The 25,097-nt window shown below is 39.1% G+C and carries 22 protein-coding genes, 10 tRNA genes and 3 rRNA genes; 2 read left to right on the top strand and 33 right to left on the bottom strand.

What is annotated here, in order from left to right; all coding sequences use genetic code 11:
• Positions 1-60: 60 nt before the first annotated feature.
• The 5 genes from THEXY_RS02040 to cwlD form a co-directional block, all read right to left on the bottom strand.
• Positions 61-474, bottom strand: coding sequence for a universal stress protein (locus tag THEXY_RS02040; protein WP_013787192.1), 414 nt, complete (start codon positions 472-474; stop codon positions 61-63).
• A 69-nt stretch (positions 475-543) separates the two neighbouring features.
• On the bottom strand, positions 544-2,694 hold the full coding sequence (locus tag THEXY_RS02035) for a transglutaminase TgpA family protein (protein ID WP_013787191.1): 2,151 nt from the start codon (positions 2,692-2,694) through the stop codon (positions 544-546).
• Complete coding sequence (locus THEXY_RS02030; protein WP_013787190.1) at positions 2,660-3,814, bottom strand: DUF58 domain-containing protein; 1,155 nt, start codon at positions 3,812-3,814, stop codon at positions 2,660-2,662. Before THEXY_RS02030 ends, THEXY_RS02035 begins: the two co-directional genes overlap by 35 nt.
• Positions 3,807-4,745, bottom strand: a complete 939-nt coding sequence (locus THEXY_RS02025) for an AAA family ATPase (protein WP_013787189.1) — start codon at positions 4,743-4,745, stop codon at positions 3,807-3,809. Before THEXY_RS02025 ends, THEXY_RS02030 begins: the two co-directional genes overlap by 8 nt.
• Positions 4,746-4,849: 104 nt before the next feature.
• A complete protein-coding gene (gene cwlD / locus THEXY_RS02020; protein WP_013787188.1) occupies positions 4,850-5,524 on the bottom strand; it encodes an N-acetylmuramoyl-L-alanine amidase CwlD in 675 nt (224 codons plus the stop codon).
• A gap of 120 nt (positions 5,525-5,644) precedes the next feature.
• Between cwlD and THEXY_RS02015 the strand changes: the two genes are divergently transcribed.
• Positions 5,645-6,520: a LysM peptidoglycan-binding domain-containing protein gene (locus THEXY_RS02015; protein WP_013787187.1), complete on the top strand. Its 876-nt coding sequence runs from the start codon at positions 5,645-5,647 to the stop codon at positions 6,518-6,520.
• A 31-nt stretch (positions 6,521-6,551) separates the two neighbouring features.
• Here the strand turns inward: THEXY_RS02015 and trxB are convergent, their stop codons facing one another.
• The 8 genes from trxB to THEXY_RS01975 form a co-directional block, all read right to left on the bottom strand.
• On the bottom strand, positions 6,552-7,460 hold the full coding sequence (gene trxB / locus THEXY_RS02010; RefSeq protein WP_013787186.1) for a thioredoxin-disulfide reductase: 909 nt from the start codon (positions 7,458-7,460) through the stop codon (positions 6,552-6,554).
• An 80-nt stretch (positions 7,461-7,540) separates the two neighbouring features.
• The gene (locus THEXY_RS02005) at positions 7,541-7,816 is read right to left on the bottom strand and encodes a spore coat protein (protein ID WP_013787185.1); all 276 of its coding nucleotides are present in this window, start codon (positions 7,814-7,816) and stop codon (positions 7,541-7,543) included.
• 11 nt (positions 7,817-7,827) lie between these two features.
• Entirely contained in the window at positions 7,828-8,013 is a 186-nt protein-coding gene (locus THEXY_RS02000) for a hypothetical protein (protein ID WP_013787184.1), read from the bottom strand.
• Between the two features lie 77 nt (positions 8,014-8,090).
• The gene (locus tag THEXY_RS01995) at positions 8,091-8,405 is read right to left on the bottom strand and encodes a MazG-like family protein (RefSeq protein ID WP_013787183.1); all 315 of its coding nucleotides are present in this window, start codon (positions 8,403-8,405) and stop codon (positions 8,091-8,093) included.
• Positions 8,406-8,414: 9 nt separating this feature from the next.
• A complete protein-coding gene (locus tag THEXY_RS01990; RefSeq protein WP_013787182.1) occupies positions 8,415-9,932 on the bottom strand; it encodes an FAD-dependent thymidylate synthase in 1,518 nt (505 codons plus the stop codon).
• 124 nt (positions 9,933-10,056) lie between these two features.
• Positions 10,057-10,132, bottom strand: a tRNA-Lys gene (locus tag THEXY_RS01985).
• A 4-nt stretch (positions 10,133-10,136) separates the two neighbouring features.
• Positions 10,137-10,221: transfer RNA gene (locus THEXY_RS01980), tRNA-Tyr, on the bottom strand.
• A 136-nt stretch (positions 10,222-10,357) separates the two neighbouring features.
• Complete coding sequence (locus THEXY_RS01975; RefSeq protein WP_013787181.1) at positions 10,358-11,539, bottom strand: iron-containing alcohol dehydrogenase; 1,182 nt, start codon at positions 11,537-11,539, stop codon at positions 10,358-10,360.
• A 234-nt stretch (positions 11,540-11,773) separates the two neighbouring features.
• Here THEXY_RS01975 and THEXY_RS01970 point away from each other — a divergent pair.
• Positions 11,774-11,846, top strand: a tRNA-Thr gene (locus THEXY_RS01970).
• Positions 11,847-12,116: 270 nt separating this feature from the next.
• Here THEXY_RS01970 and THEXY_RS01965 read toward each other — a convergent pair.
• From THEXY_RS01965 to rpsK, 20 genes are all read right to left on the bottom strand, one after another.
• Positions 12,117-12,189, bottom strand: a tRNA-Phe gene (locus THEXY_RS01965).
• 22 nt (positions 12,190-12,211) lie between these two features.
• Positions 12,212-12,288 (bottom strand) — tRNA-Asp (locus THEXY_RS01960).
• Between the two features lie 18 nt (positions 12,289-12,306).
• Positions 12,307-12,382, bottom strand: a tRNA-Ile gene (locus tag THEXY_RS01955).
• An 8-nt stretch (positions 12,383-12,390) separates the two neighbouring features.
• Positions 12,391-12,465: transfer RNA gene (locus THEXY_RS01950), tRNA-Glu, on the bottom strand.
• Positions 12,466-12,471: 6 nt separating this feature from the next.
• A tRNA-Asn gene (locus THEXY_RS01945) sits at positions 12,472-12,546 on the bottom strand.
• Between the two features lie 7 nt (positions 12,547-12,553).
• Positions 12,554-12,662: ribosomal RNA gene (rrf, locus tag THEXY_RS01940) — 5S ribosomal RNA — on the bottom strand.
• Between the two features lie 49 nt (positions 12,663-12,711).
• A 23S ribosomal RNA gene (locus THEXY_RS01935) occupies positions 12,712-16,081 on the bottom strand.
• Between the two features lie 67 nt (positions 16,082-16,148).
• Positions 16,149-16,225: transfer RNA gene (locus THEXY_RS01930), tRNA-Ile, on the bottom strand.
• 1 nt (position 16,226) lies between these two features.
• Positions 16,227-16,302 (bottom strand) — tRNA-Ala (locus THEXY_RS01925).
• A gap of 278 nt (positions 16,303-16,580) precedes the next feature.
• Positions 16,581-18,168: ribosomal RNA gene (locus THEXY_RS01920) — 16S ribosomal RNA — on the bottom strand.
• Together the 16S, 23S and 5S rRNA genes with 7 tRNA genes alongside form the textbook arrangement of a ribosomal RNA operon.
• 302 nt (positions 18,169-18,470) lie before the next feature.
• Entirely contained in the window at positions 18,471-18,863 is a 393-nt protein-coding gene (gene rpsI, locus THEXY_RS01915) for a 30S ribosomal protein S9 (protein ID WP_013787180.1), read from the bottom strand.
• 14 nt (positions 18,864-18,877) lie between these two features.
• Positions 18,878-19,306 (bottom strand): 50S ribosomal protein L13, encoded by a 429-nt coding sequence (gene rplM / locus THEXY_RS01910; RefSeq protein ID WP_013787179.1) that lies wholly within the window; start codon positions 19,304-19,306, stop codon positions 18,878-18,880.
• Positions 19,307-19,407: 101 nt separating this feature from the next.
• On the bottom strand, positions 19,408-20,142 hold the full coding sequence (gene truA, locus THEXY_RS01905) for a tRNA pseudouridine(38-40) synthase TruA (RefSeq protein ID WP_041592053.1): 735 nt from the start codon (positions 20,140-20,142) through the stop codon (positions 19,408-19,410).
• Between the two features lie 7 nt (positions 20,143-20,149).
• Entirely contained in the window at positions 20,150-20,956 is an 807-nt protein-coding gene (locus THEXY_RS01900; RefSeq protein WP_041592052.1) for an energy-coupling factor transporter transmembrane component T family protein, read from the bottom strand.
• Positions 20,949-21,806 (bottom strand): energy-coupling factor transporter ATPase, encoded by an 858-nt coding sequence (locus THEXY_RS01895; protein ID WP_013787176.1) that lies wholly within the window; start codon positions 21,804-21,806, stop codon positions 20,949-20,951. Before THEXY_RS01895 ends, THEXY_RS01900 begins: the two co-directional genes overlap by 8 nt.
• Entirely contained in the window at positions 21,791-22,636 is an 846-nt protein-coding gene (locus THEXY_RS01890; RefSeq protein WP_013787175.1) for an energy-coupling factor transporter ATPase, read from the bottom strand. The genes THEXY_RS01895 and THEXY_RS01890 overlap by 16 nt, the downstream gene beginning before the upstream one ends.
• A gap of 87 nt (positions 22,637-22,723) precedes the next feature.
• The gene (gene rplQ / locus THEXY_RS01885) at positions 22,724-23,062 is read right to left on the bottom strand and encodes a 50S ribosomal protein L17 (protein ID WP_013787174.1); all 339 of its coding nucleotides are present in this window, start codon (positions 23,060-23,062) and stop codon (positions 22,724-22,726) included.
• A 12-nt stretch (positions 23,063-23,074) separates the two neighbouring features.
• Entirely contained in the window at positions 23,075-24,025 is a 951-nt protein-coding gene (locus THEXY_RS01880) for a DNA-directed RNA polymerase subunit alpha (RefSeq protein ID WP_013787173.1), read from the bottom strand.
• Positions 24,026-24,066: 41 nt separating this feature from the next.
• Positions 24,067-24,687 (bottom strand): 30S ribosomal protein S4, encoded by a 621-nt coding sequence (gene rpsD, locus THEXY_RS01875; RefSeq protein WP_013787172.1) that lies wholly within the window; start codon positions 24,685-24,687, stop codon positions 24,067-24,069.
• 12 nt (positions 24,688-24,699) lie between these two features.
• Positions 24,700-25,092 (bottom strand): 30S ribosomal protein S11, encoded by a 393-nt coding sequence (gene rpsK, locus THEXY_RS01870; protein WP_013787171.1) that lies wholly within the window; start codon positions 25,090-25,092, stop codon positions 24,700-24,702.
• Between the last annotated feature and the right edge of the window lie 5 nt (positions 25,093-25,097).

The following is a 25,097-nucleotide window of genomic DNA, read 5'->3' as shown; positions in this document are numbered from 1 at the left end:
AATTCGGAAAATCCTATAAACTTAGTGGATTAAATAAAGAAAAAAGTCATAGAATGACAGTCATTCTATGACTTCAACGATTATATTCTTCTCCTCAACCCGCTTTATGAGAGGATTTATCACATCTCCATGAATCAATACGTCAAAGGCAGATCTCAATGATTTGCCTACTATTATCTCTGTAATATCGTTTTCAGCAGCAAATTCAGCTAAAGCATCTGAAATCTTCTTTCCAACCAATATGGATACTCTGCCACCTAATTTCTGAGCCATCTCAAAGAGTTCGACTAAGATCTTGTGTTCCTTCAAATCTTTATATATATCATTGTTTTTATTCACATACACAACACAAAATTCCCCATTTGTCTCTTTCGCCCTCTCTGCTCCTCTTTCAACAAGCCTTTGGCAGCTCTTTTGCGGAGTAACGCAAACCATAATTCTGCTTTTTACTCCAGGCTCGTAACTTAAAACCATCAGCAAGCCTCCTATCAGGAGAAATAATAACAACTCCAAATATATTATATATTCGATAACATATTAATGTCAATTAATCAAATCACCCGGTTTACTACCACTAAACTTTTTATACCCCATATTTTTCTTAAGATACTCCTTTATATAAATGATATCTTCTTCTGATGGTTCCATGTTGCCATACACTAAATCATTATAAATTTTTGTAATCTTGTCGAAGTCAGAAAAGCCCATATCCAATATTCTATTTTGAAACTCTACAGTGGTTTCACTGTCATATCTTTTAAATCCTCTCCTTTTAAGCCTTTTTAAAATTTTATTGTAGTAGTACAAAAAGGCACTTCTTCTTGAACTAAGATGTCTCTTTAATAAAACATATCTGATAGCTGCAAATATGGCTAATAAAAGAAGCAAAGCAACAAATAGTACCATTCTATGCGTATTTTTGTTGGATGTGTTATTTTTGGATAAACCCCCTATAGGTTTATTTTGTACCGAATTTTGGTTGGCATTTGACTTAGTAAGAGGAACAGTGCTACTATCATTCTTTTGCTGTACTGCTGACACATCGCTATTATTAACTGAAGATGCACCTGCATAAGTTTCTTGATAAATTGCCGTCGGCTCAAACGTCACCCAACCGCTGTTTTGAAAAGGCACCTCCACCCATGCATGTGCATAAGATTCTTTTATGTCATATTCACTACCTAATACAGGTTGTGAAGGCATCTTAAATCCTACAACATATCTGGCAGGTAGCCCTATTGTCCTAAGCATTATAACCATTGATGTTGCAAAGTATGTGCAATACCCCTGTTTTAAGTCAAAAAGGAAGTAATCAACAAAATCTCTTCCCTGTGGCGTATCAGGGACATCAAGATTGTATTTATAAGTATTTCTCAAGTACTGCTCGATAGCCTTTACTTTGTCATAATCAGTTTTCTTGTCCTTTGTAATGCTTAATGCAAGTTCTTTCACCCTCTCTGGAAGATTAGAAGGATACTGTAAGTACATGCTCATGTCACTGCTATTTACTACCTTGTCCTTCTCCAGAGAACTTGCACTTATTTCCGTCTTGTAATACTGTACTGTGTACCCGCTTTTCACATGTCTACCTGCTGTCGTCATGGCTAACGTACTTCTATCGTATATATTGCTGATATTTACATGGTAAGGCTGCCAAGGCGAAAAAATAATATTGGTATCCATTGCAACAGGGTAAATCTCCACACTTTTTATCGTGTATTTAATATTTTTATCAAATTCCGGTTGAAAGTAATTATCCCTCCCAAAACTGTGCTGAACTACTGAATTAGTCCATTTGTTGTTTTCATAAGTATCAAACACTTCACCTCTTAAGTACAGACTCTCATCAGCTTTTACCCTCATTACTACTTGATCGCTTACAGTTTCTGGTCCGCCTAAATCTTGAGAAAATGAACTAAAATCTGTTGTAAAGCTATTTGCATCACTTGTACTTCCTATGCCATTTCTCCATGTTTTTGTAAATGGAAATGCAGCGTAAAATTTATCATTTAATGTTTGCCACACTAAAGGGTGAAAATTTTTCGGCGCCGTGTATGCAATAGCCGTGCTTATAGATGAAAACAAAATTGCGATAACCAAAAGACTTGCGATGGAAGCTTTTCCATTTCCCGCTTTTTGATAGTTGATTACTGACATGTTTATAAAACTTGCTGCTACATAGAATACTAAAAAAGCATATGCTTTGTCTACGTAATTGTACCACTGAAAAACTAATACAAGTATGCCAAACAGCATAGTCAAGAAATAACTTTTTAAAATCCTGTTTAAAAAAGTAATAACAAGCGAAATCAAAAAAACACTCAACAAGACTGTTGTAAAAAAGTATTTGTTTGTCAACCGACTAAATCCTTCAGGCCAGTTTGGCTCACTCATGTATATATAAAGCCAATTGACGTATTTATCAATTTCTAATACGACTTTTGTAAGCACATCTTTTCTCATGTAAAAATAATACAAATCAACTAATATGAAAGTTGACAAAAAAGTGACTACAAGCTGAGGTCTCTTTAAGAAAATAGTCGAAAGCGCTACAAACACCAAAGTCAAAGAAGTCACTTCTACAATGTCTACTTTAAAATTCAAGCCGACAAATACCGAGAGAGACAGAATTACTGTCAATAAAGACGTCATAATATACTCAATTATATTGAACTTCCATGTGTACACCTTCATACATATCTCTCCAAGATGTTATTTTTATCCCTAAATTTTCCAGTCTGTTTTTCGTTTTTTCATCCAATCTATCTTTATTGGTATAAAAGATTGCAATGTTTTGATTAATATTGACTTGAGCCAAAACTTTCAATAATGTTTCATCAACGGATGGAGTAACAACAGCCATCGTAGAATCTCGTGGAAGGCCACTTACGTACTCAAACAATTTTTTGCCAAAATCCATTTCATAAATAGGAAACAACTTTAAAGTCAAAAGTTTAATTATACTAAAATCCTTTACTCTGCTACACTGTGCTAACGACCTATTCGTATCGTAATCAATAAGCCGTACAGGGATCCCATTTGTAAGACAATATTTTACTAGTGAAAGCACACACTCTGCCGTCATCTCATCTATAGTCCCGTCATCTGCTTTATAATGATTCTTGTACAAATCCCACAACACAACAACTTCACTTAAAGCCGTATGCTGGTACTCTTTTACATATAATTTTTGCAACTTTGCTGATATCCGCCAATGAACCTTTTTAAGACTATCTCCGTCCACATATTCTCTTAAATTCGCCAAATTTGTGTAATCTTCAAACTGCTTGGCACGACTTGCGAATCCACCTATGTCTAAAGCTAAGGGCAAATCAAAAGCAATATCGTATACCTTAGGATACACCACTATATTATATCGTCTATTGACCGTCTTCTTCATTTGAAATATGCTGAAAGGATCCTTTATCTTTACTGTAATCGGGCCAACAGTATATATCCCTCTTTTTTTAAACAAAACGTTTCTTTTAATAACTTTTTTCTGAAATGGATTCAAATTTGTCGCAATAGGAAAAAAGTTTTTATTATTTTCGTCAATTGACACAAATGCCAGTGGCAAAAACAATTTGTTTTTAATCTTTATGCTGTACTTGACCTTATCGTCAACATAGATTTCGGTGCTGTCAATATAAATTTCTATTGATACAGATAAAATGCCTATTGCGGCATATAAAAAACTTAGCGACAATAAAGCCACATTTACAAAGGAAATATAATACAATATTTCACCGCTGGTAAAAACCGCAAAAAGAAAAGAAACAATGGTAAATGACAATAATAAAATGAAGTTACGCATACTTTCTTACCACCGGAACTTTTACCGTATTCAAAATGTCTTTTATGACGCTTTTTTCATCTACTTTATTAAATCTCATCTCATTTTTTAATATTATCCTGTGAGACAAAACTGGCACACATAAATATTTTACATCATCAGGCAATACGTAAGTGCGCCCTTCTATAAACGCCTTTGCTTGGGCTGCCTTCATCAAATTTAAAGCCGCTCTTGGACTTGCACCTAAAAGAACCATATCTGAATTTCTCGTCTTATTTACTATGTCTATAATATAAATCAATATGTTGTCATCAACATATACAGATTTTACTTCATCTTGCATCTTCAAAATCTCTCTAATTGATACTACTGATTTTAAATCTTCCAGTGGATCTAAAACTTCAAACATCTTAAGCATGTTTATTTCATGCTTCACATCTGGATACCCTAAGCTTATTCTAATCATAAATCTGTCTAACTGCGCTTCAGGTAATCTGTATGTTCCATCGTATTCAATCGGATTTTGCGTGGCAATTACCATAAATGGCCGAGGCAAATGATAAGTATTTCCGTCAACAGTAATCTGCCTTTCTTCCATAGCTTCTAAAAGACTTGATTGTGTCTTAGGAGATGTTCTATTTATTTCGTCTGCCAAAAGAATTTGGCTCATTATAGGACCTTGTTTAAATTCAAAGACACCTTTTTCAGGATTATATATGGAAACTCCAATGACATCTGACGGCAATAAATCCGGCGTAAATTGAATCCTCTTAAAATCTGCACTTATGGATTTAGCCAATGCCTTTACTAATGATGTCTTTCCAACTCCAGGAACATCCTCTATAAGAACATGTCCACCAGATAAAAGCGCTGTAAGGACAAGCTTTACTTCTTCGGCTTTGCCCACTATAACTTTATTTACGTTATCAATAATTTTATTTATGATCTCCATAATTCCTCCATCGTTTCAAATAAATGTTATACACAAATATTTTGCCCAATTTGTATGATTTCTTTACTTTAAGTATACAAAAAAAAGATCCCTTAAACAAGGACTCAAGATTTTTCTTTAAAATACCTATTTACACCTTTGTATATGGCCCACGCTATCTTATATTGATAGTTTTCATCATTTAAAAGCCTCTCTTCCTCAGGGTTGGACATGAAGCCACACTCTATTATCACAGCAGGCATTTTTGCATGCCTCAAAATATAGAATGTACTTGTCTCTTTGGCCATTCGGTCATTGTTGGGATCTAACGTCTTTCTAAGCTCATCTTGGATTATTTCTGCTAAAAGTTTGCCTTCCTTTGAATCTTTTTGATAAAAAACCTGTGCCCCTTTATACCTTGGATCAGGAAAACTATTTAGGTGAATGCTTAACATAATATCGCCTTTTACATCATTGCCAGCATGTACTCTATTTTTTAAATCCTTCATTATGTCTTTATCTGACAATGTGTCATCTTCTCTCGTCATAAGTGCTATTCCACCGCTTTCCTCTATTAAGTCTTTAAGCTTTAACGCTATTTTAAGATTTAATTTATCCTCGTTTTCTCCATATTTGCCGGGCTTACCCGGATCACTTCCTCCGTGACCAGCATCGATTATAACGATCTTATTCATCAAAGGAATTTGATTTACTGTCTCAACAGTTTTGCTTAAAAAACTCAATAGAGCAATAAACATTAAAGCTATGACGATAAAGAAAAAATATCTATACCGTTTCATCTGAATTTCTCCTCCACTTTTATTAAAAAGCCACAATATAAAATATTCAAATATAGACGCAACTATGTCACCATAAACTTCAAAATACATATTATGAATATGGAAAGGAGGAGTATAAATATGGTTACATTGGAATTTACGTATGTCGTAAAGTCCGGAGATACTTTATTCTCAATTGCAAAAAAGTTTAATACTTCTGTGGAAGCCATTATTTCGAGAAACAACATCATCAATCCATCGCTTATATATCCTGGCCAAACATTAATAGTGCCAGTTACTGGAGTCTATTATACAGTCATGCCTGGCGATACAATTTACCTAATAGGCCAAAAATTTGGCATCCCTTATGAATCGATCATTTATGTAAATAACATACTTTACCCATACACAATTTATCCAGGACAAATGCTTTTTATACCAGGCGGAAATATTCCTATGCAGTCAGCACCTGAAATGTCTTATGCTCATAACACTTATACAGGATCATTCGGTGAAATACACAACATACCGGCAGCGCTAATGTACAATATGCCATGTCCAACAAATTACATCGTTCAGCCTGGCGATACATTATGGAGCATAGCAAACAAATTCGGCGTTCCTCTTGATGAGATATTAAGAGCCAACTATTTTATGGACCCAAACATGATTTATCCAGGTCAGACTGTCGTCATACCGTGTCCACCAAAAACATCTCCTACTATGCCTTATAATCCACCGTTTGAACATCATAAAGAAGGCAGAATGGTGTACGTGGTAAAACCTGGCGATACACTTTACAATATTGCTGCAAGATTCAATACTACAGTCGATGCAATATTAAGAGCTAACCCTGACATTCAAAATCCTTCCCTCATATACCCTGGACAGAGAATAATAATACCTACCTTGAAAGAGTCTGAAATCAGCAATGACACTAAAACACAAAGCGATGACGATGAAACCAAAGAAAATGAAAAGAAAGACGATAAAAAAGAAGATGAAAATCAGGAATAGAAAAGGCCATCCATTAATGGATGGTCTTTTTTTAAAGGCTATCTATATACTTTTCAGCTACATAAGCAGCAATAGCACCATCTGCCGTTGCTGTCACTACCTGCCTCAATGTCTTTTTCCTAACATCTCCCGCAGCAAAAACACCCGGAACATTTGTCTTCATGTCTTCATCGGTTATTATGTAACCATACTCATCTGTATCGACGATGCCTTTTACTAATTCCGAATTTGGGCTTAATCCTATGGCAATAAATACACCATCAACTTTTAATGTGGTTTCTTCATTCGTCTTCACATTTTTTAAGACTAATCCTTCAACACCATATTCTCCTTGTATATCCTTCACAACAGTGTCCCAGATAAACTCTATCTTAGGATTTGCAAAAGCTCTATCTTGAAGGGTTTTAGAAGCCCTTAATTTATCTCTCCTATGAATTACATATACCTTCTTAGCAAATTTCGTAAGGTAGTTTGAGTCTTCCATTGCAGTATCGCCACCGCCTACAACAGCAACTACTTGATCCTTATAAAATGCCCCATCACACGTAGCACAATATGAAACACCTGAGCCTCTGAATTTTCTCTCTTTATCAAATCCTAACTCTTTAGGTGTAGCACCTGTAGCTATTATTATTGCTTTCGCCTCATAAGTCTTCTTGTTGGTGGTGACTTTTTTTACGTTGCCTGTGATGTCTAACCCCACAACCTCCTCATTGTAAATCTGCAGCCCATACCTTTTAGCTTGAGATTCCATTTTGTTTATAAGATCAGGGCCGCTAATACCGTCAAATCCCGGGTAATTCTCTATTTCGTATGTGGTCACTATCTGTCCTCCCACATACATTTGCTCTATCATTACAGTATCTAATTTAGATCTGCAAGCATAGAGACCTGCCGCAAGTCCCGCTGGGCCGCCACCCAGTATAATCAAATCGTACATACAATAATCACTCCTTTAAACAATACAATAATGGAAGTAGTATTTCACTACTTCCATTATTGTACCACATTTTTTTCTTTTTACATAACGCCTGCTGGTTGTCTAAATTTATTTTTTGCTTCTTGTATGTCTTGCATCTGTGCCGGTTTTACTGAATACCAACCCCTCTGACTTATGGCATTCCAAACTTGTTTTTGTTCTTCGAACGTAGAATTTAATGCATTGATAAAATCCTTTTTGAGGCTTTCATTGGCTGCTTCTGTTGCAGCATGTGAAAGGACCTCTATGGCAAGTTTGTAATCTCCTAAGACGCCCATCATTATATCCTTATCCGTCATTCCTGTACTACCCATCATATGTATCCCTCCTATCCTAAATTTTTCACTATAGAGTTAAAACTGTTTTGACACCTATCTGCTAAATTTTGACACATTGCCTTTAACTGTTGATCTTTAAGCCTTGAAGCACTGTCATTTAAGCATTTAATCATGTGTTCTTGAAGTGAAAGCACGTCATCAATGTACATCAATTCTTTGCTGGAAATTTGTTGCAACTTAATTCCTCCTTTCATGATCGTTCAAATTTAATATGTGCACATGAAAAAAAAATATACGGCATTGCCGTATAATATTATTTTATATAACCTTTTTTCTTCAATTTTTCAATATGTTCTTTTAGCTTCTCATCAATGCTTATGTTGTACTGGTCCTCTAAAACAAACATCATCGATACTGCCACTTGTGCCACATCCAAAAGCTCTTCAGATATTTTCTCAGCCACATCCTTGTTTGACATTTTTACGCTTTCCCCATTAAGACCCCTAAATTTACCTATAGCTTGTGCCAGCTCTCCTGCTTCCTCCATAAGTTTCAAAGCCGTCGATTCCAAAGAAGGTTTTAGATTATTTAACTTAGGCAAACTAATTGCTTTGTATTCAGTCTCCATTTAATCACCTCACGACTGTTTTCTTCGCGCCAGAAATTCTGCCACTTCCGGTGTCGATTCTTTTATCAAATCAAGCATTTTAAATGAAATATTCCTTATATCCCATTGAGCCTCAGGCGTACACCTTAAATTGGCATAGTGATCAAAAGCCCACAAATCTGTATCCATTAAAACAATCCGCTTATGGGCATTCGTAACCACATATGAGCTTGTTTCTGGTAATTTTTCATGTAGCTCCAAATATAATTTTTCAGCTTCATCAATCGCTCTCTTTAATACATCTGTACACCCAGCTTTTTCAATATTTGGAGGTACTGTATACCCATTCTCTATAGTCGGCTTATAAGCATTAAAATTAATCATTCTGTGCCTTAACAGTTGATGCCACGCAGCTTCACTTAATCTCAATTGAAATTTATACCTTACAGATCTAAAAGGTTCTATAAGATGATCAAACTGATCCATCTTAGAAGAAGCTGATTTCACGATGATTGCTTTCTCTTCCATTCCCAACTTCATAACCAAATCTTTAATTCTTTCCAGTGGTTTCCCTGTGTAAGAAAAAATAATATGCATAGTCAGTATATCAAGGAAAGTCATATCACCGTTTTTACCTGTGAAATCAATCAACTCAACATCTGAATCCACGGAAGCATTCTCTAAATCATATCCATTGACTAAATCTTCCATCTCTTTATTTACAGTCAATTGATATTTAGATGGGCTCAAATGCCTCATCATGCTTGGCGCAATTTTTTCTGCCTCGTCAATTATATTTCTTGCCAGTATTTCTGCTTCTTTTGTGCCATGGGATTGCAATTTTCTGACTATATCTTGCAAATCAAGGGCATTTAACGCCACAGCAAAGCTGGTCTTTGCAGACAGCAGCAAAGCGTATCTGGCATCCTCAAAAGCTATCTTGCTTATCCTCCCCATATATGCTTTATCGCTTTCATGTTTATTCTTCTCAACAGTTAACTTCAAATAATCAGTGAGTTTACTTACAAGCGTCTCATATGCGTCAAAAGATACATTCCATACTTTTATAAATTTCTCTTTTAACTCCGGATAATTTTCAAGTTCCGGGGGTATTACAAATCTATCCCTATTAGGTCTTTGATATCTCTGGCTCCACTCTATGTAAGACGGTCTTTTATTCATCAATTCTATATCGCCGGACAAAAATCTGGAAGTATCTTCTATGCACAAGTGCATCAAATTCTGCTCTGCTATAGACGAATGTCCGAATCTTTCCACCCATTTTTCATGAAAAGCTTTTGCCTTTTGCATTGCCTCATCAAGTGGAATATCTGATGTCGTTAAAAAATCACTTATATCAAGATCCCCCGATGTCAACGATTCTAATATGTTTAACCTCCAACTGGTGTCTTTTCTGCTTACCTTTGAATTAATAGGAGGTATTATAAATTCTGGCAGTGAATGTATAAAATAAACAGGCCCATATAAATTAGTAACGAACTTTTTTAATAAGTTTTCTTCAGCCTCAGTCAACTTTCTCATTAACATTTTAAAACTCCTCTCGAACTTAATCATATATAAATTATATCGTAAAATAGTGAAATTTGTAACACTAAAAATAAAATAAAGGAGCTTCAAAGCTCCTCTCATCCATATCTTCTTAAAGTAAAAATGGTGACCCATCCGCGATTCGAACGCGGGACACCCTGCTTAAAAGGCAGGTGCTCTGCCGACTGAGCTAATGGGTCACAATGGTGGAGGGAGATGGATTCGAACCATCGAAGGCAATGCCAACAGATTTACAGTCTGCCCCCTTTAGCCACTTGGGTATCCCTCCAAAATTATCTGCTAATTTCAGCAACGACTTTTTTATTTTATAATAAATATAACATATTGTCAAGTATAGATAGGAAATTATCTCTTTAATAAGAGCAAAAAGCCGCCTTTATTCCTAAGTCGGCTTTTAAACACAGTTAGAAACAATTTTTGTATATGGATACTACCTCATCTAATGATAGCTTGTATGGATCCACATTAAACAAGCCACCCATTGTATCCATAGCATTTTTCCCTAATTTTGTAGCTTCATCCTCAGTTACTCCAAAGCTTGACAAACTTAAATCTTCCATTCCTATATTTTTAATCAATTTTTTAAGACCGTTTATAAAACACATGGCTTGTTCTTCTACAGTATCTCCAACTATCTCCTCGCCCATTGCTCTTGCTATATCTACAAACCTTTCAGGAGCTTTTGAAGCCATGAAGCTAAAGTAAGACACCGAAAGCATTATAAGTCCAGCACCATGTGGTATCTCTGGATGGTATGCACTTAAAGCATGTTCTAACGAATGATGGGAAATGCATGATGACAATGATTCTACTATACCTGCAGCAGTACTTGCCCACGCTAACGCTGTGCGAGCCTCAATATCACTGCCATCTTCTACAGCTTTAGGAAGATTCTCAGTAATAAGACTTATGGATTGAAGTGCTAAAACATCACTTCCTGGCTGGTTGACAGTTGCCAAATATCCTTCCACAGAGTGGAAAAATGCATCCATGCCTTGATAAGCAGTAAATTTCGGTGGAATTGAAACCATCAATTCAGGATCAACGATGGAAAGTGTAGGATATGTATACTTACATCCAAACCCAATCTTCTCATTTGTCTCTGTCTTTGTCACGACAGCCCACGGATCAGACTCTGTGCCAGTACCGGCAGTCGTAGGAATAGCAACGATAGGCAATGCACCATTTTTAACTTCCATTCCTTTTCCGCTGCCACCTGAAACATAATCCCAATAATCACCTGTATTCTTAGCCATCACAGCTATTGCTTTTGATGAATCTATTGTGCTACCGCCTCCTAATCCTATGACAAAATCGCATCCATTGTCCTTTGCTACTTTTGCTCCCTCCGCAACATGCTCTGCGATTGGATTAGGTAATATCTTATCATAAACGACATAATCAACACCATTTTGCTTTAAGTAATTAACAACTCTATCCAGATAACCATGCTTTCTCATTGAATTGCCATTACCTATGACCAATAAGGCTTTCTTGCCCGGCAATTTAACGGTAGCCAACTTTTCCAGTGTACCTGGTCCAAAAATAATTTCTGTTGGCATAAAATAAGTAAAATTAGTTTTCATCTATATAGACCCCCTCTGATTTTTAATTCATTTATAATTATCCCAATATCTATTATGATACTTTAAATTTTAAAAGTCAAGAAATCGAACATTTTTTATCAACCAATAATAATTATCTATTTTGTATTAATCTATTTATAAATTACATTAGTAATTTTCTAATTTACACTTTCGTTTTATCAAAATAGATACTTGATAAAAATCAATTTTCATGATATATTATATTAGTGTGGTGCTGGCATAGCTCAGTCGGTAGAGCAGTTGATTCGTAATCAACAGGTCAAGGGTTCAAGTCCCTTTGCCAGCTCTGGATTTTGGAGGATTTAAGGGTATTGAGATTTTATCGATGCCCTTTTTTGTATACAAAATATATGCGAAACTAAGAAATCATTAGCAACAAGCTTCATAAATGAATTTGTAACTCAAAGAAAGAAATAAGAAAATGCGAATAAAAATAATCTGTATTTGATATAAAAAAACTAAAAAATCTTTACAAAAGATGAAATTCTTTATAGGTTAATGATATTAATGAAAAAAAGAGTTTCAACACAAATGCTGAAACTCTTTTTTTCATTAATGCCTCGAAGTGGAATCGAACCACTGACACAGGGATTTTCAGTCCCTTGCTCTACCGACTGAGCTATCGAGGCGTATTAAAATTATGTATAATAATGGCGACCCAAAAGGGGCTCGAACCCTCGACCTCCAGCGTGACAGGCTGGCGCTCTAACCAACTGAGCTATTGGGCCGCAATATCTATTAACTTATGGTGGGCCTTCAGGGACTCGAACCCCGGACCAATCGGTTATGAGCCGACCGCTCTACCAACTGAGCTAAAGGCCCTCGATTTATGGTGACCCCGACGGGATTCGAACCCATGTTACCGCCGTGAAAGGGCGATGTCTTAACCACTTGACCACGGGGCCACGTATTGGCTCCTCAGGTAGGGCTCGAACCTACAACCTACCGGTTAACAGCCGGTTGCTCCACCATTGAGCTACTGAGGAATATATTATCCGGCAGCGACCTACTCTCCCGAGTAATCAGTACCATCGGCGCTGGAGGGCTTCACTTCCGTGTTCGGTATGGGAACGGGTTTTTAACCTCCGCTATTGCCACCGGAAATCTTTTGTTCATTTTCTTTAATGAACTTTGAATACTGCACAATGCTAAAGGTCAAGTCCTCGACTTATTAGTACCGGTCAGCTGAAAGTATTTCTACTCTTACACCTCCGGCCTATCTACCTCGTCTTCTTCAAGGTGTCTTACTCTGGCACTCAACTCTACCTACTGCAATCTATTTTATTCCCTAACATTTGTACATAGTGCTTTTTCCCTTCAGTAAGTATAGTTGAGTGCCAGATGGGAAATCTTATCTTGAGGTGGGTTTCACGCTTAGATGCTTTCAGCGTTTATCCCTTCCAAACTTGGCTACCCAGCTGTGCAAATGGCTTTGCAACTGGTACACCATCGGTTTGTCCACCCCGGTCCTCTCGTACTAAGGGCAGATCCTCTCAAATTTCCTGCGCCCGCGACGGATAGGGACCGAACTGTCTCACGACGTTCTGAACCCAGCTCGCGTACCGCTTTAATGGGCGAACAGCCCAACCCTTGGGACCTACTTCAGCCCCAGGATGCGATGAGCCGACATCGAGGTGCCAAACCTCCCCGTCGATGTGGACTCTTGGGGGAGATCAGCCTGTTATCCCCAGGGTAGCTTTTATCCGTTGAGCGACGGCAATCCCATTCTCTACCGCCGGATCACTAAGCCCGACTTTCGTCCCTGCTCGAATTGTCTTTCTCGCAGTTAGGCTACCTTCTGCCTTTGCACTCTTTCGCGCGATTTCCTTCCGCGCTGAGGTAACCTTTGGACGCCTCCGTTACTTTTTAGGAGGCGACCGCCCCAGTCAAACTGCCCGCCTGTCAGTGTCCATATGCCGGTTTACGGCTCCTATGTTAGAATTTCGGTAATATCAGGGTGGTATCCCAACGTTGGCTCCATATAGGCTGGCGCCCATATTTCTCTGCCTCCCACCTATTCTGTACAGATATTACTAAAATTCAGTGACAAGCTGCAGTAAAGCTCCATGGGGTCTTTCTGTCCTGTCGCGGGTAACTCGCATCTTCACGAGTACTACAATTTCACCGGGTCCCCCTTCAAGACAGCGCCCAAGTCGTTACGCCTTTCGTGCAGGTCGGAACTTACCCGACAAGGAATTTCGCTACCTTAGGACCGTTATAGTTACGGCCGCCGTTTACTGGGGCTTAAGTTCAGAGCTTCTCCGGCACTCAACTCTATCTACTAAGAGTTTATGCTTTTGGCTATTCTTTCTTTTAACCATCTTCTTGCATTATGAGATTTTTTTAATTGCTTTTCTCTCTTTTGGGCATCTTCTTTTGCTTTATATGCTTCATAGTAGATTAGTTCCCATTTATGCCCTTTTGTGTATTTGTTTAGTCCTTTATTATGAGCTTCTACTCTTTTCTTTATATTCTCTGAATAGCCTGTATATATGCCTCCATCTTCATTCTTTATTATATAGACATAATACATTTCTTTCACTCCTAATAGGTATAGTTGAGTGCCGGATGACCCTTCCCCTTAACCTTCCAGCACCGGGCAGGCGTCAGCTCCTATACTTCGTCTTTCGACTTAGCAGAAACCTGTGTTTTTGGTAAACAGTCGCTTGGGCCTCTTCTCTGCGGCCTTTCGGCACTCCTTCTCCCGAAGTTACGGAGTCTTTTTGCCGAGTTCCTTAATGAGGGTTCTCCCGCTCGTCTTTGGATTCTCTCCTCGCCTACCTGTGTCGGTTTATGGTACGGGCACCTTATCCTCGATAGCAACTTTTCTTGGCAGCCCCTTCGAAACTTCGCCTTTCGGCTCCCCTTCACAGCTCTTATGAGCTTTGGTACTTCACTCAAAGCTCTTTTCGTCGCTGCTTGGACGTGCTCTACCAACCGCACGCTTTTCTTATCTCGCTGCGTCCTTGCTTCTCTTTTGACGGATTTCGGTGGTACCGGATTTATTACCGGTTCTCCATCGCCTACGCTTTCGCCTCGGCTTAGGTCCCGACTTACCCTGGGCGGATTATCCTTCCCCAGGAATCCTTAGGCTTTCGACGGTAAGGTTTCTCGCCTTACTCTCGTTACTTATACCGGCATTCTCTCTACTGTACTGTCCAGATTCGCTTTCGCTTGTCCTTCGTCCTGTACAGTACGCTCCCCTACCATTCTTTCTTTAGAATCCGTAGCTTCGGTGGCATGTTTTAGCCCCGTTTATTTTCGGCGCGGGATTTCTCGACCAGTGAGCTATTACGCACTCTTTGAATGTATGGCTGCTTCTAAGCCAACATCCTGGTTGTCTTGGAAATCCTACTTCCTTTTCCACTTAACATGCTCTTTGGGACCTTAGCTGTCGGTCTGGGCTCTTTCCCTTTTGACCACGGATCTTATCACTCGTAGTCTGACTCCCAGGGTCTCAATATGGCATTCGGAGTTTGATAGGGTTCGGTAACCTCTTTGGCCCCTAGTCCATTCAGTGCTCTACCTCCATATTTCCTTCCCCCTGAGGCTAGCCCTAAAGCTATTTCGGGGAGAACCAGCTATCTCCGAGCTCGATTGGAATTTCTCCGCTACCCACAATTCATCCCATGACTTTTCAACGTCAACGTGGTTCGGGCCTCCACCAGATCTTACTCCGGCTTCACCCTGATCATGGGTAGGTCGCACGGTTTCGGGTCTATGATATGCAACTTTCGCCCTTTTAAGACTCGCTTTCGCTTCGGCTCCGCTTTCGCTTAACCTCGCTGCATATCTATAACTCGCCGGTCCGTTCTACAAAAAGTACGTGGTCGTCCGGCTCTCAACTGGACACGCTAGTTCTTTTTTCTTCTCTCTAACATGTTCAGTTGAGTGCCGGACTTCCACTGCTTGTGGACATATGGTTTCAGGTTCTCTTTCACTCCCCTCCCGGGGTTCTTTTCACCTTTCCCTCACGGTACTATGCGCTATCGGTCACTTAGGAGTATTTAGCCTTGGGAGATGGTCCTCCCGTCTTCCCACCGGGTTGCCTATCCTGTGGTACTCTGGATCCCACTCGGTATTTGAAGCTTTCGCCTACAGGGCTTTCACCTTCTTTGGCCTGCCTTCCCAGGTCTGTTCGGCTTCGCTTTTTTATACCTTCTTGTGGTCCTAAACCCCCGGCACTCAATTAGAACTGCTATTTCTCTATTTTTGCTTTTTTAACAATTCTAATTGAGTGCCGGGTTTGGGCTCTTTCCTTTTCGCTCGCCACTACTCAGGAAATCGACTTTTTCTTTCTTTTCCTCGCGCTACTTAGATGTTTCAGTTCACGCGGTGTCCCTTCCTCATGGCTATGTGTTCACCATGGGATGCTTAAGTATTACCTTAAGCGGGTTTCCCCATTCGGAGATCTCCGGATCTGCGTCTGCTTGCGACTCCCCGGAGCGTTTCGCCGCTTGCTGCGTCCTTCTTCGGCTCTAAGTGCCTGGGCATCCACCATACGCCCTTTCTAACTTGACCTATTGTTTCCTCGTTTTTTCTTCGTTACCCATATTTGCATTGTGCAGTTTTCAAGGTTCACTTATCATGGTGGGCTTAGATGGACTCGAACCATCGACCTCACGCTTATCAGGCGTGCGCTCTGACCACCTGAGCTATAAGCCCATGGTGGAGATGAGGAGATTCGAACTCCTGACCCCCTGCTTGCAAGGCAGGTGCTCTCCCAACTGAGCTACACCCCCATGACCATGTTGAGGGTCTAAACCCTCAAAACTGAACAGTGAGATATCGTATTTATTTTATCGCTCACATAGGCTCCGTGTTCTATGTGTCTTCGATTCTTTTCGCTCGTTTCGCTAACGGCACTTAACGACGTCCTGTCGTAGTGCCTCTCGCGTGGTCCTTCACGCTCGCACGCTTCACTCGCTTCATTCATCGGACACATTTACGAACACTCCGCTATATGTTCGCTCTTAAAATAAATACTCTTTCTTTTCTTTATTGTAGGATTGCTCCTTAGAAAGGAGGTGATCCAGCCGCACCTTCCGATACGGCTACCTTGTTACGACTTCACCCCAATCATTTACCCCACCTTCGGCAGCTCCTTCCTTGCGGTTAGGTCACTGACTTCGGGTGTTGTAAACTCTCGTGGTGTGACGGGCGGTGTGTACAAGGCCCGGGAACGTATTCACCGCGGCATGCTGATCCGCGATTACTAGCAACTCCGTCTTCATGCAGGCGGGTTGCAGCCTGCAATCTGAACTGGGACCTGTTTTCTGGGATTCGCTCCGGATCGCTCCTTCGCTGCCCTCTGTTCAGGCCATTGTAGCACGTGTGTAGCCCAGGGCATAAAGGGCATGATGATTTGACGTCATCCCCGCCTTCCTCCGTGTTATCCACGGCAGTCTCGGTAGAGTCCCCGTCTTTACGCTGGTAACTACCAACAGGGGTTGCGCTCGTTGCGGGACTTAACCCAACATCTCACGACACGAGCTGACGACAACCATGCACCACCTGTCTCACAGCTCCTCTTTCGAGGCACTCCGGTATTTCTACCGGATTCTGTGGATGTCAAGCCCTGGTAAGGTTCTTCGCGTTGCTTCGAATTAAACCACATGCTCCGCTGCTTGTGCGGGCCCCCGTCAATTCCTTTGAGTTTCAACCTTGCGGCCGTACTCCCCAGGCGGGATACTTATTGCGTTAACTCCGGCACGGATTATACTAACCCACACCTAGTATCCATCGTTTACGGCGTGGACTACCAGGGTATCTAATCCTGTTTGCTCCCCACGCTTTCGCACCTCAGCGTCAGTTCAAGTCCAGAGAGCCGCTTTCGCCACTGGTATTCTTCCTGATCTCTACGCATTTCACCGCTACACCAGGAATTCCGCTCTCCTCTCCTTGACTCAAGCTATTTAGTTTCAGATGCATACCCTCGGTTGAGCCCAGGTTTTTCACATCTGACTTTTATAGCCGCCTACGTGCTCTTTACGCCCAGTAATTCCGGACAACGCTCGCCCCCTACGTATTACCGCGGCTGCTGGCACGTAGTTAGCCGGGGCTTTCGTATGGTACCGTCATTATCTTCCCATACTATTGAGCTTTACGACCCGAAGGCCTTCTTCGCTCACGCGGCGTCGCTGTGTCAGGGTTTCCCCCATTGCACAATATTCCCCACTGCTGCCTCCCGTAGGAGTCTGGACCGTGTCTCAGTTCCAGTGTGGCCGTTCACCCTCTCAGGCCGGCTACCCATCGTCGCCTTGGTGGGCTTTTACCCCGCCAACTAGCTAATGGGACGCGGACTCATCCTATAGCGGATTTCTCCTTTCTTCAAGCAATGATGCCATTACTTGACATTATCCGGTATTAGCACCCCTTTCGGGGTGTTATCCCAGTCTACAGGGTAGATTGTCCACGCGTTACTCACCCGTCCGCCGCTATCCGGCACTCAACTCCGCGTTTACTCTTATTTCTCTCTTTTTCTGCTTTCTTTTCTCTTTGCTGTCTTTTTTTCTGTAAGCGCTTAGTTGAGTGCCGGATCGCTCGACTTGCATGTGTTAGGCACGCCGCCAGCGTTCGTCCTGAGCCAGGATCAAACTCTCATGTTTATATCCTTTGCTCGCATATCTCACTGTTCGGTTTTCAAGGTTCATTTCCCTCGCCGCTTATCGCGACATCGTCTATATTACCACATTATCTTCTCTCTGTCAACTGCTTTTTTCTTTTCTTTTGCACTCGCAGTGACAGGTATTAATATATCACATTAATTAGCTTATATCAAATATTTTTTACCCGCAAAATACGTGTTTTTCGCTTATTATATAAAGATATTTTAAGATTTCGTTAATTTGCTTCTTTTTTCTTCATTATTTTAATTTTAAACTAAAAAAAAGCGCATATAGCGCTCTTTTTATCTCTTTGAAAATTGTGGTGCTTTTCTTGCTTTCTTGAGACCGTATTTCTTTCTCTCTTTCATCCTTGGATCTCTTGTCACAAACCCAGCTTTCTTAAGAATCGGTCTTAATTCATTGTCAGCTTTCATCAATGCCCTTGTAATGCCTAATCTAATTGCACCAGCTTGGCCCGATAATCCACCGCCTTCAACTTTAGCAATTACGTCAAATTTATCGATGTTTTCAGTCAAAATAAGAGGTTGTCTGACCGTGTATTTTAAAGTGTCCAATCCAAAATAGTCATCAAGAGATCTACCATTTATGATTATGTTGCCTTTCCCTGGGACTAACCTAACACGTGCAACAGATGTTTTTCTTCTACCTGTACCAAAAAATTGGATAGCAGCCATTACCTATTCCCTCCTTATATGTCAAGTTTCTCTGGTTTCTGTGCTTCATGCTTATGTTCAGGACCAGTATAAACTTTTAATTTTTTTATCATTTGCCTTCCTAATTTGTTTTTTGGAAGCATTCCTTTTACAGCTCTCATGATAGCTTTTTCAGGTTTTGTTCTCATTAAAGTCTTGTACTGTATTAATTTAAGTCCACCAGGATGCCCTGTGTAATATTTAAAGTACTTTTGCTCTAATTTTTTACCTGTCAATACGACTTTGTCTGCATTGACAATTATAACAAAATCACCTGTATCAACACTGGGTGAATATATCGGTTTATTTTTACCAGACAAAATCTTTGCAACTTGGCTAGCTAATCTGCCTAACACTTTCCCTTCGGCATCTATGACATACCATTTTCTCTCTACTTCATTCTTTTTTGGCACGAATGACTTCACTATATTTTACCTCCTTAAGAAACTTATACTTAAGTAACATATCTTCAATAAACGGGGCATAATTTTACATAATATAATTTTAATCCACAGCATCACCCATGTCAATAGTATATTTTAGTTAAAAACAATCCTTGTGGTGGTGCAGTTTTCCCCGCCATGCATCGATCTTTTGATTCTAAAATTTCTTTGACGTGAATAGGATTAATCTTACCTATCCCCACATCCACAATCGTTCCAACGATTATTCTGACCATGTTGTATAAAAATCCATCCGCTTCAATCTCAAACTCTACATTAAAATCATTTTTTCTAAGTGAAATATCTCTTACGGTTCTTATAGAATCTTTTACACTGCTTCCACTGGATTTAAAAGCCGAAAAATCGTGTGTCCCTTTCAAATATGTCAATGATTCAATCATTTTATCTAAATCTAATTCATCGCTTATATGCCAGCTATAATTTCTATATACAGGTGAATTAAATTTTCTGTTGTATATGATGTATTTATACCTTTTACCTTTGGCAGAATATCTGGAATGAAAGTCCATATCTGCCTCATAAGCATTTTTAATAACTATGTCTTTTGGAAGCACACTATTTAGCGCATTAGGCATTTTTGATAGAGGTATATTACAGTTAGATATGAAGTTGGCAACTTGATTTAGGGCATGAACTCCAGCATCTGTCCTGCTGGAACCAATTAAGTTTACATCCTCTGATGTTATTTTTTTTATTGCTTTCGTTATGACTTCTTGAACTGTAACAGCATTTTTTTGGATCTGCCAACCATGATAATTTGTTCCATCGTATTCTATAACCAAAACTATGTTTCTCATTTAGCTATCACCATGGCCAAAATCTATTCCATATTATTATTCCCACAAGAATCGCTGTCAACAAAATTGCTACGTAATCTCTATTGCTTACTTTTAATTGCTTTAACTTTGTCCTATTGATTCCACCTCTATAGCACCTTGCTTCCATTGCCACTGCGAGTTCATCAGCTCTCCTAAAAGCGCTGATAAATAAAGGCACCAATAGCGGAATCAAATTTTTAGCTCTTTTAACTAAATTGCCACTTTCAAAGTCGGCACCTCTGGCCATCTGAGCTTTCATTATTTTATCTGTTTCTTCAAGCAGTGTCGGTATGAATCTCAGTGCTATTGTCATCATCATTGCTAATTCGTGGGCAGGTAATCCAATAGATTTAAATGGCGTTAAGAGGTTTTCTATCCCATCTGTAAGGGCAATCGGGGATGTCGTCAATGTTAAGAGCGATGTGCCAACTATCAAAAATATAAGCCTTAGCCCCATAAATAAAGCTAATCTTACTCCATTTGAAGTTATCTTAAGCGGACCTATTGAGACAAGATATGTTCCACCGGGAGTAAAAAATACATTCAATCCAACAGTTAATATTAAAATCACAAGAATTGGCTTTAACCCTTTAAAGATATAACTTATTGGTATTTTTGAAACAAATACGCTTAACAGCAAAAATAACAGAATAAAAATATAGCCAGAAAAGTTTGTGATTATAAATAGCAAAATAATGAATACTACGGATAATATTATCTTTACTCTGGGATCTAAACGGTGTATGAATGTATCGCCAGGTATATATTGACCGATAGTTATATTTTTAAGCATTATCAACACCCCTAAGGTACTCCAATATATGTTTCTTAGCTTCATCGACTGTCAAAATGTCATCAGGAAGATCTATTCCATTTTTCCTTAATTCTCTTATAAGATATGTGATTTGCGGCACGCCAAGTCCTATCTTCTCAAGTTTTTCAACATGTTTAAAAACTTCTTTAGGAGTACCTATCAACGAAACTGTGCCATCGTGCATTACAATGATTTTGTTCACCAATTTTGCTATGTCTTCCATACTATGTGAGACAAGTATCGTAGTCATTTTATACATTTGATGAATCTGCTTTATTTGATAGAGAATTTCGTCGCGACCTCTCGGATCAAGCCCTGCAGTTGGCTCATCCAATATCAAAATTTTTGGCATCATAGACAATACTCCTGCAATTGCTACCCGTCTTCTTTCTCCACCTGATAATTCAAATGGAGACATGTCTTTTATTTTTATATCAAGTCCTACTATCTTCATAGCATCATATACTCTTTTTTCTATTTCATCGTCTGAAAGTCCTAAATTCGACGGTCCAAAGGCAATATCCTTGTATATTGTTTCTTCAAAAAGTTGATGTTCCGGATATTGAAATACTATGCCTACTTCTTTTCTAATGTCTTTTAAATCCTTTTTCGTTGTTATATCGATGCCATTCACAATGATCCTGCCCGAAGTTGGTTTTAAAAGACCATTCAAATGCTGAATAAGAGTAGATTTTCCAGAGCCTGTATGTCCTATTATTCCAACAAATTCATTATCTTCTATTGTAAAACTTACATCTTTCAGTGCAATGGATTCAAACGGCGTGCCTTCATTGTATACGAAAGAAATATTTTCTACTTGTATTGACATATAAACCTCACCATCTCATCTACAGTTAATATTTCTGTAGGAATATCTATCCCATCTTGTTTTAACTTGTAGGCTAACTCTGTAACTTGAGGAACATCGAGACCTAAATCTTTAAGAATTTTTACTTCTTTAAATACATCTTTAGGTGTTCCATCCAATGCAATTTTACCATTATCCATCACAATTACTCTGTCAGCAAGCACAGCTTCTTCCATATAGTGTGTAATCAATATGATGGTGATTCCATTTTCTCTATTAAGCTTCTGTATTGTATTTATGACTTCTTTTCTGCCCTTTGGATCTAACATAGCCGTAGGCTCATCTAATATTATACATTGTGGTTTCATTGCTATAACTCCTGCAATGGCTATCCTCTGTTTTTGGCCTCCCGAAAGCATGTGTGGAGCAAACTCTCTGTATTTGTACATATCGACTGCGTTTAATGCAAAATCCACTCTTTCTCGAATTTCTTTTGGATCTATTCCAAGGTTCTCAGGCCCAAAAGCCACATCTTCTTCAACAATCGTTGCTACTAACTGATTATCTGGATTCTGAAATACCATACCTGCTGTCTGCCTTATATCCCATAAATGGGATGCATCTTTTGTGTTCATTCCATTGACGTATACATCGCCTTCTGTTGGAATCAAAAGCGCATTGAAATGTTTTGCCAGCGTTGATTTTCCTGACCCATTGTGACCAATAATCGCAATAAACTTTCCTTCATCAATGTCTATATTCAAGCCATCCAATACTATCTTTTTGCTGTTTTCGTCACTGCCGGCATCATAAACAAATGTAAGGTCTTTTACCATAATTATTTTTTTCAAACGACCACCTTCTTTAAAGACCAAAACTAATTGGCAAAAACTATTAAAATAGGAGTTAAGTTTTGTCTAACTTAACCCCTTTTGAGCCTAAATAAGTTCTAAGATAACCAGCGGAGCCGCATCGCCTCTACGAGGACCAAGTTTCAATATTCTTGTGTACCCGCCATTTCTTTCTGAATATTTTGGAGCAATCTCATCAAATAATTTCTTTACTACTGTCTCATCAGTTAAATAAGCCAAAGCTTGTCTTCTTGAGTGCAAATCGCCCCTTTTTCCAAGAGTAATCATCTTTTCAGCTATGCTTCTTACTTCTTTGGCTCTAGCTTCTGTAGTTTGGATTCTTCCATAGTTCAAAAAGCTGGTTGTAAGGTTTCTTAACATAGCTCTTCTTTGGTCATGTGGTCGACCTAATTTTCTGTAACCCATTATCTGCCCTCCTTACTCTTCACTCTTTTGCAATGATAGTCCTAAAGCTTTCAGCTTTTGTTCGACTTCAACTAATGATTTCTTGCCGAGATTTCTAACTTTCATCATTTCTTCTTCCGTCTTTTGAACTAAATCTTGAACAGTATTAATTCCTGCTCTTTTAAGGCAGTTATATGACCGTACAGAAAGATCAAGTTCTTCGATCGTCATATCAAGCGGTTTATCCGTCTTTTTCTCTGACTTCTCAACCAAAACTTCCATATCGTTATAATTGTCTGCAAATGAAGTAAACAAGTTAAAATGATCGATCAATATTTTAGCAGCTAAACTTATAGCTTCTTTAGGACTTATTGTTCCATTTGTCCATACTTCCATTGTAAGCTTGTCATAATCTGTAACCTGTCCAACACGCGTATTTTCTACGCTATAGCTTACCTTTTTAACTGGAGTAAATATGGAGTCAACCGGGATAATGCCTATCGGCTGATTCGGTTCTTTATTCTTATCTGATGGAACATATCCTTTGCCTTTTACTAACTCAATCTCCATGTTCAACTTGCCATTATCGCTAAGCGTAGCAATATGAAGATCTGGATTCATTATTTCAACATCGCCGTCAGATATTATATCTCCCGCTGTGACTTCTCCTTTGCCTTCTGCTTCAATTCTAACTATCTTTGGTTCGTCTGTATATAATTTCACTGCCAACTCTTTTAAATTAAGTATGATCTCAGTAACGTCCTCCTTTACGCCTGGTACTGTAGAAAATTCATGCAGTACACCATCTATTTTTATCGTCTTTGCTGCGGCACCTGGAAGTGACGATAAAAGCATACGGCGCAAAGAGTTGCCAAGTGTTATTCCATAACCACGCTCAAGTGGTTCAATGACAAACTTAGCATACGTGTCATCATTGGATTGCTCCACTATCTCAATTTTTGGCTTTTCTATTTCAATCACCATTTAAACCCTCCTTTTTTTAATCTTACGAGGGTAACCGATTATTACCTTGAATACAATTCAACAATCAAATGCTCTTCAATTGGCAAATCTATATGCTCTCTTGTTGGCAGAGATAAAACTTTACCCTCTAATGAATCCCTATTGAAATCTAACCAATCAGGTATATTAGTAGAAGCCTCTACATTATTCTTAATAACATCTAATGATTTGCTGCTGTCTTTTACAGATACTACATCTCCAGCTTTTACTAAATATGAAGGTATATCGACCTTCTTGCCATTAACAAGAATGTGGCCATGTGATACAAATTGCCTTGCTTGTGCCCTTGAAGATGCTATTGACAATCTGTAAACTACATTATCAAGTCTTCTCTCGAGAAGCTGCAACAAATTATCACCTGTAATACCCTTCATTCTCTCTGCTTCTTCAAAATACCTTTCAAATTGTCTCTCCAGAACTCCATAATACCTTCTTAATTTTTGTTTTTCCCTCAACTGTGTACCATAGTTTGTAAGCTTTTTCTTGTTCTGTCCATGTTGTCCAGGAGCATATGGTCTTCTCGCAAAAGGACATTTTTCAGTATAACATTTATCGCCTTTCAAAAATAATTTCATGCCTTCCCTGCGGCACAATTTACATGTAGATTCTGTGTATCTTGCCATCATTGCACCTCCTTACACTCTTCTTCTCTTAGGTGGTCTGCACCCATTATGTGGAATAGGTGTGACGTCCTTTATAAGACTTACTTCTAAACCAGCAGCCTGTAAAGCTCTTATGGCTGCCTCTCTACCTGCACCTGGTCCCTTGACAAATACATCCACAGTCTTGAGTCCATGTTCCATTGCGGCTTTTGCTGCTGTTTCTGCTGCCATTTGTGCAGCATACGGTGTAGATTTTCTTGAACCTTTAAAACCTAATGTTCCTGCACTCGACCAAGCCAAAGCATTGCCAGCCATATCTGTCAACGTAACTATTGTATTATTAAATGTTGAATGAATGTGTGCTGCTCCACGTTCAACATTTTTGCGTTCACGACGTTTTGCTGTTCTTTTAACTTTTTTTGCCATAATTT

The organism is Thermoanaerobacterium xylanolyticum LX-11 (genome assembly GCF_000189775.2).
Classification (GTDB): Bacteria; Bacillota; Thermoanaerobacteria; order Thermoanaerobacterales; family Thermoanaerobacteraceae; genus Thermoanaerobacterium; species Thermoanaerobacterium thermosulfurigenes.
The sequence above is the reverse complement of the archived record's forward strand: the minus strand, read 5'-3'. Positions and strand labels throughout refer to the sequence as shown.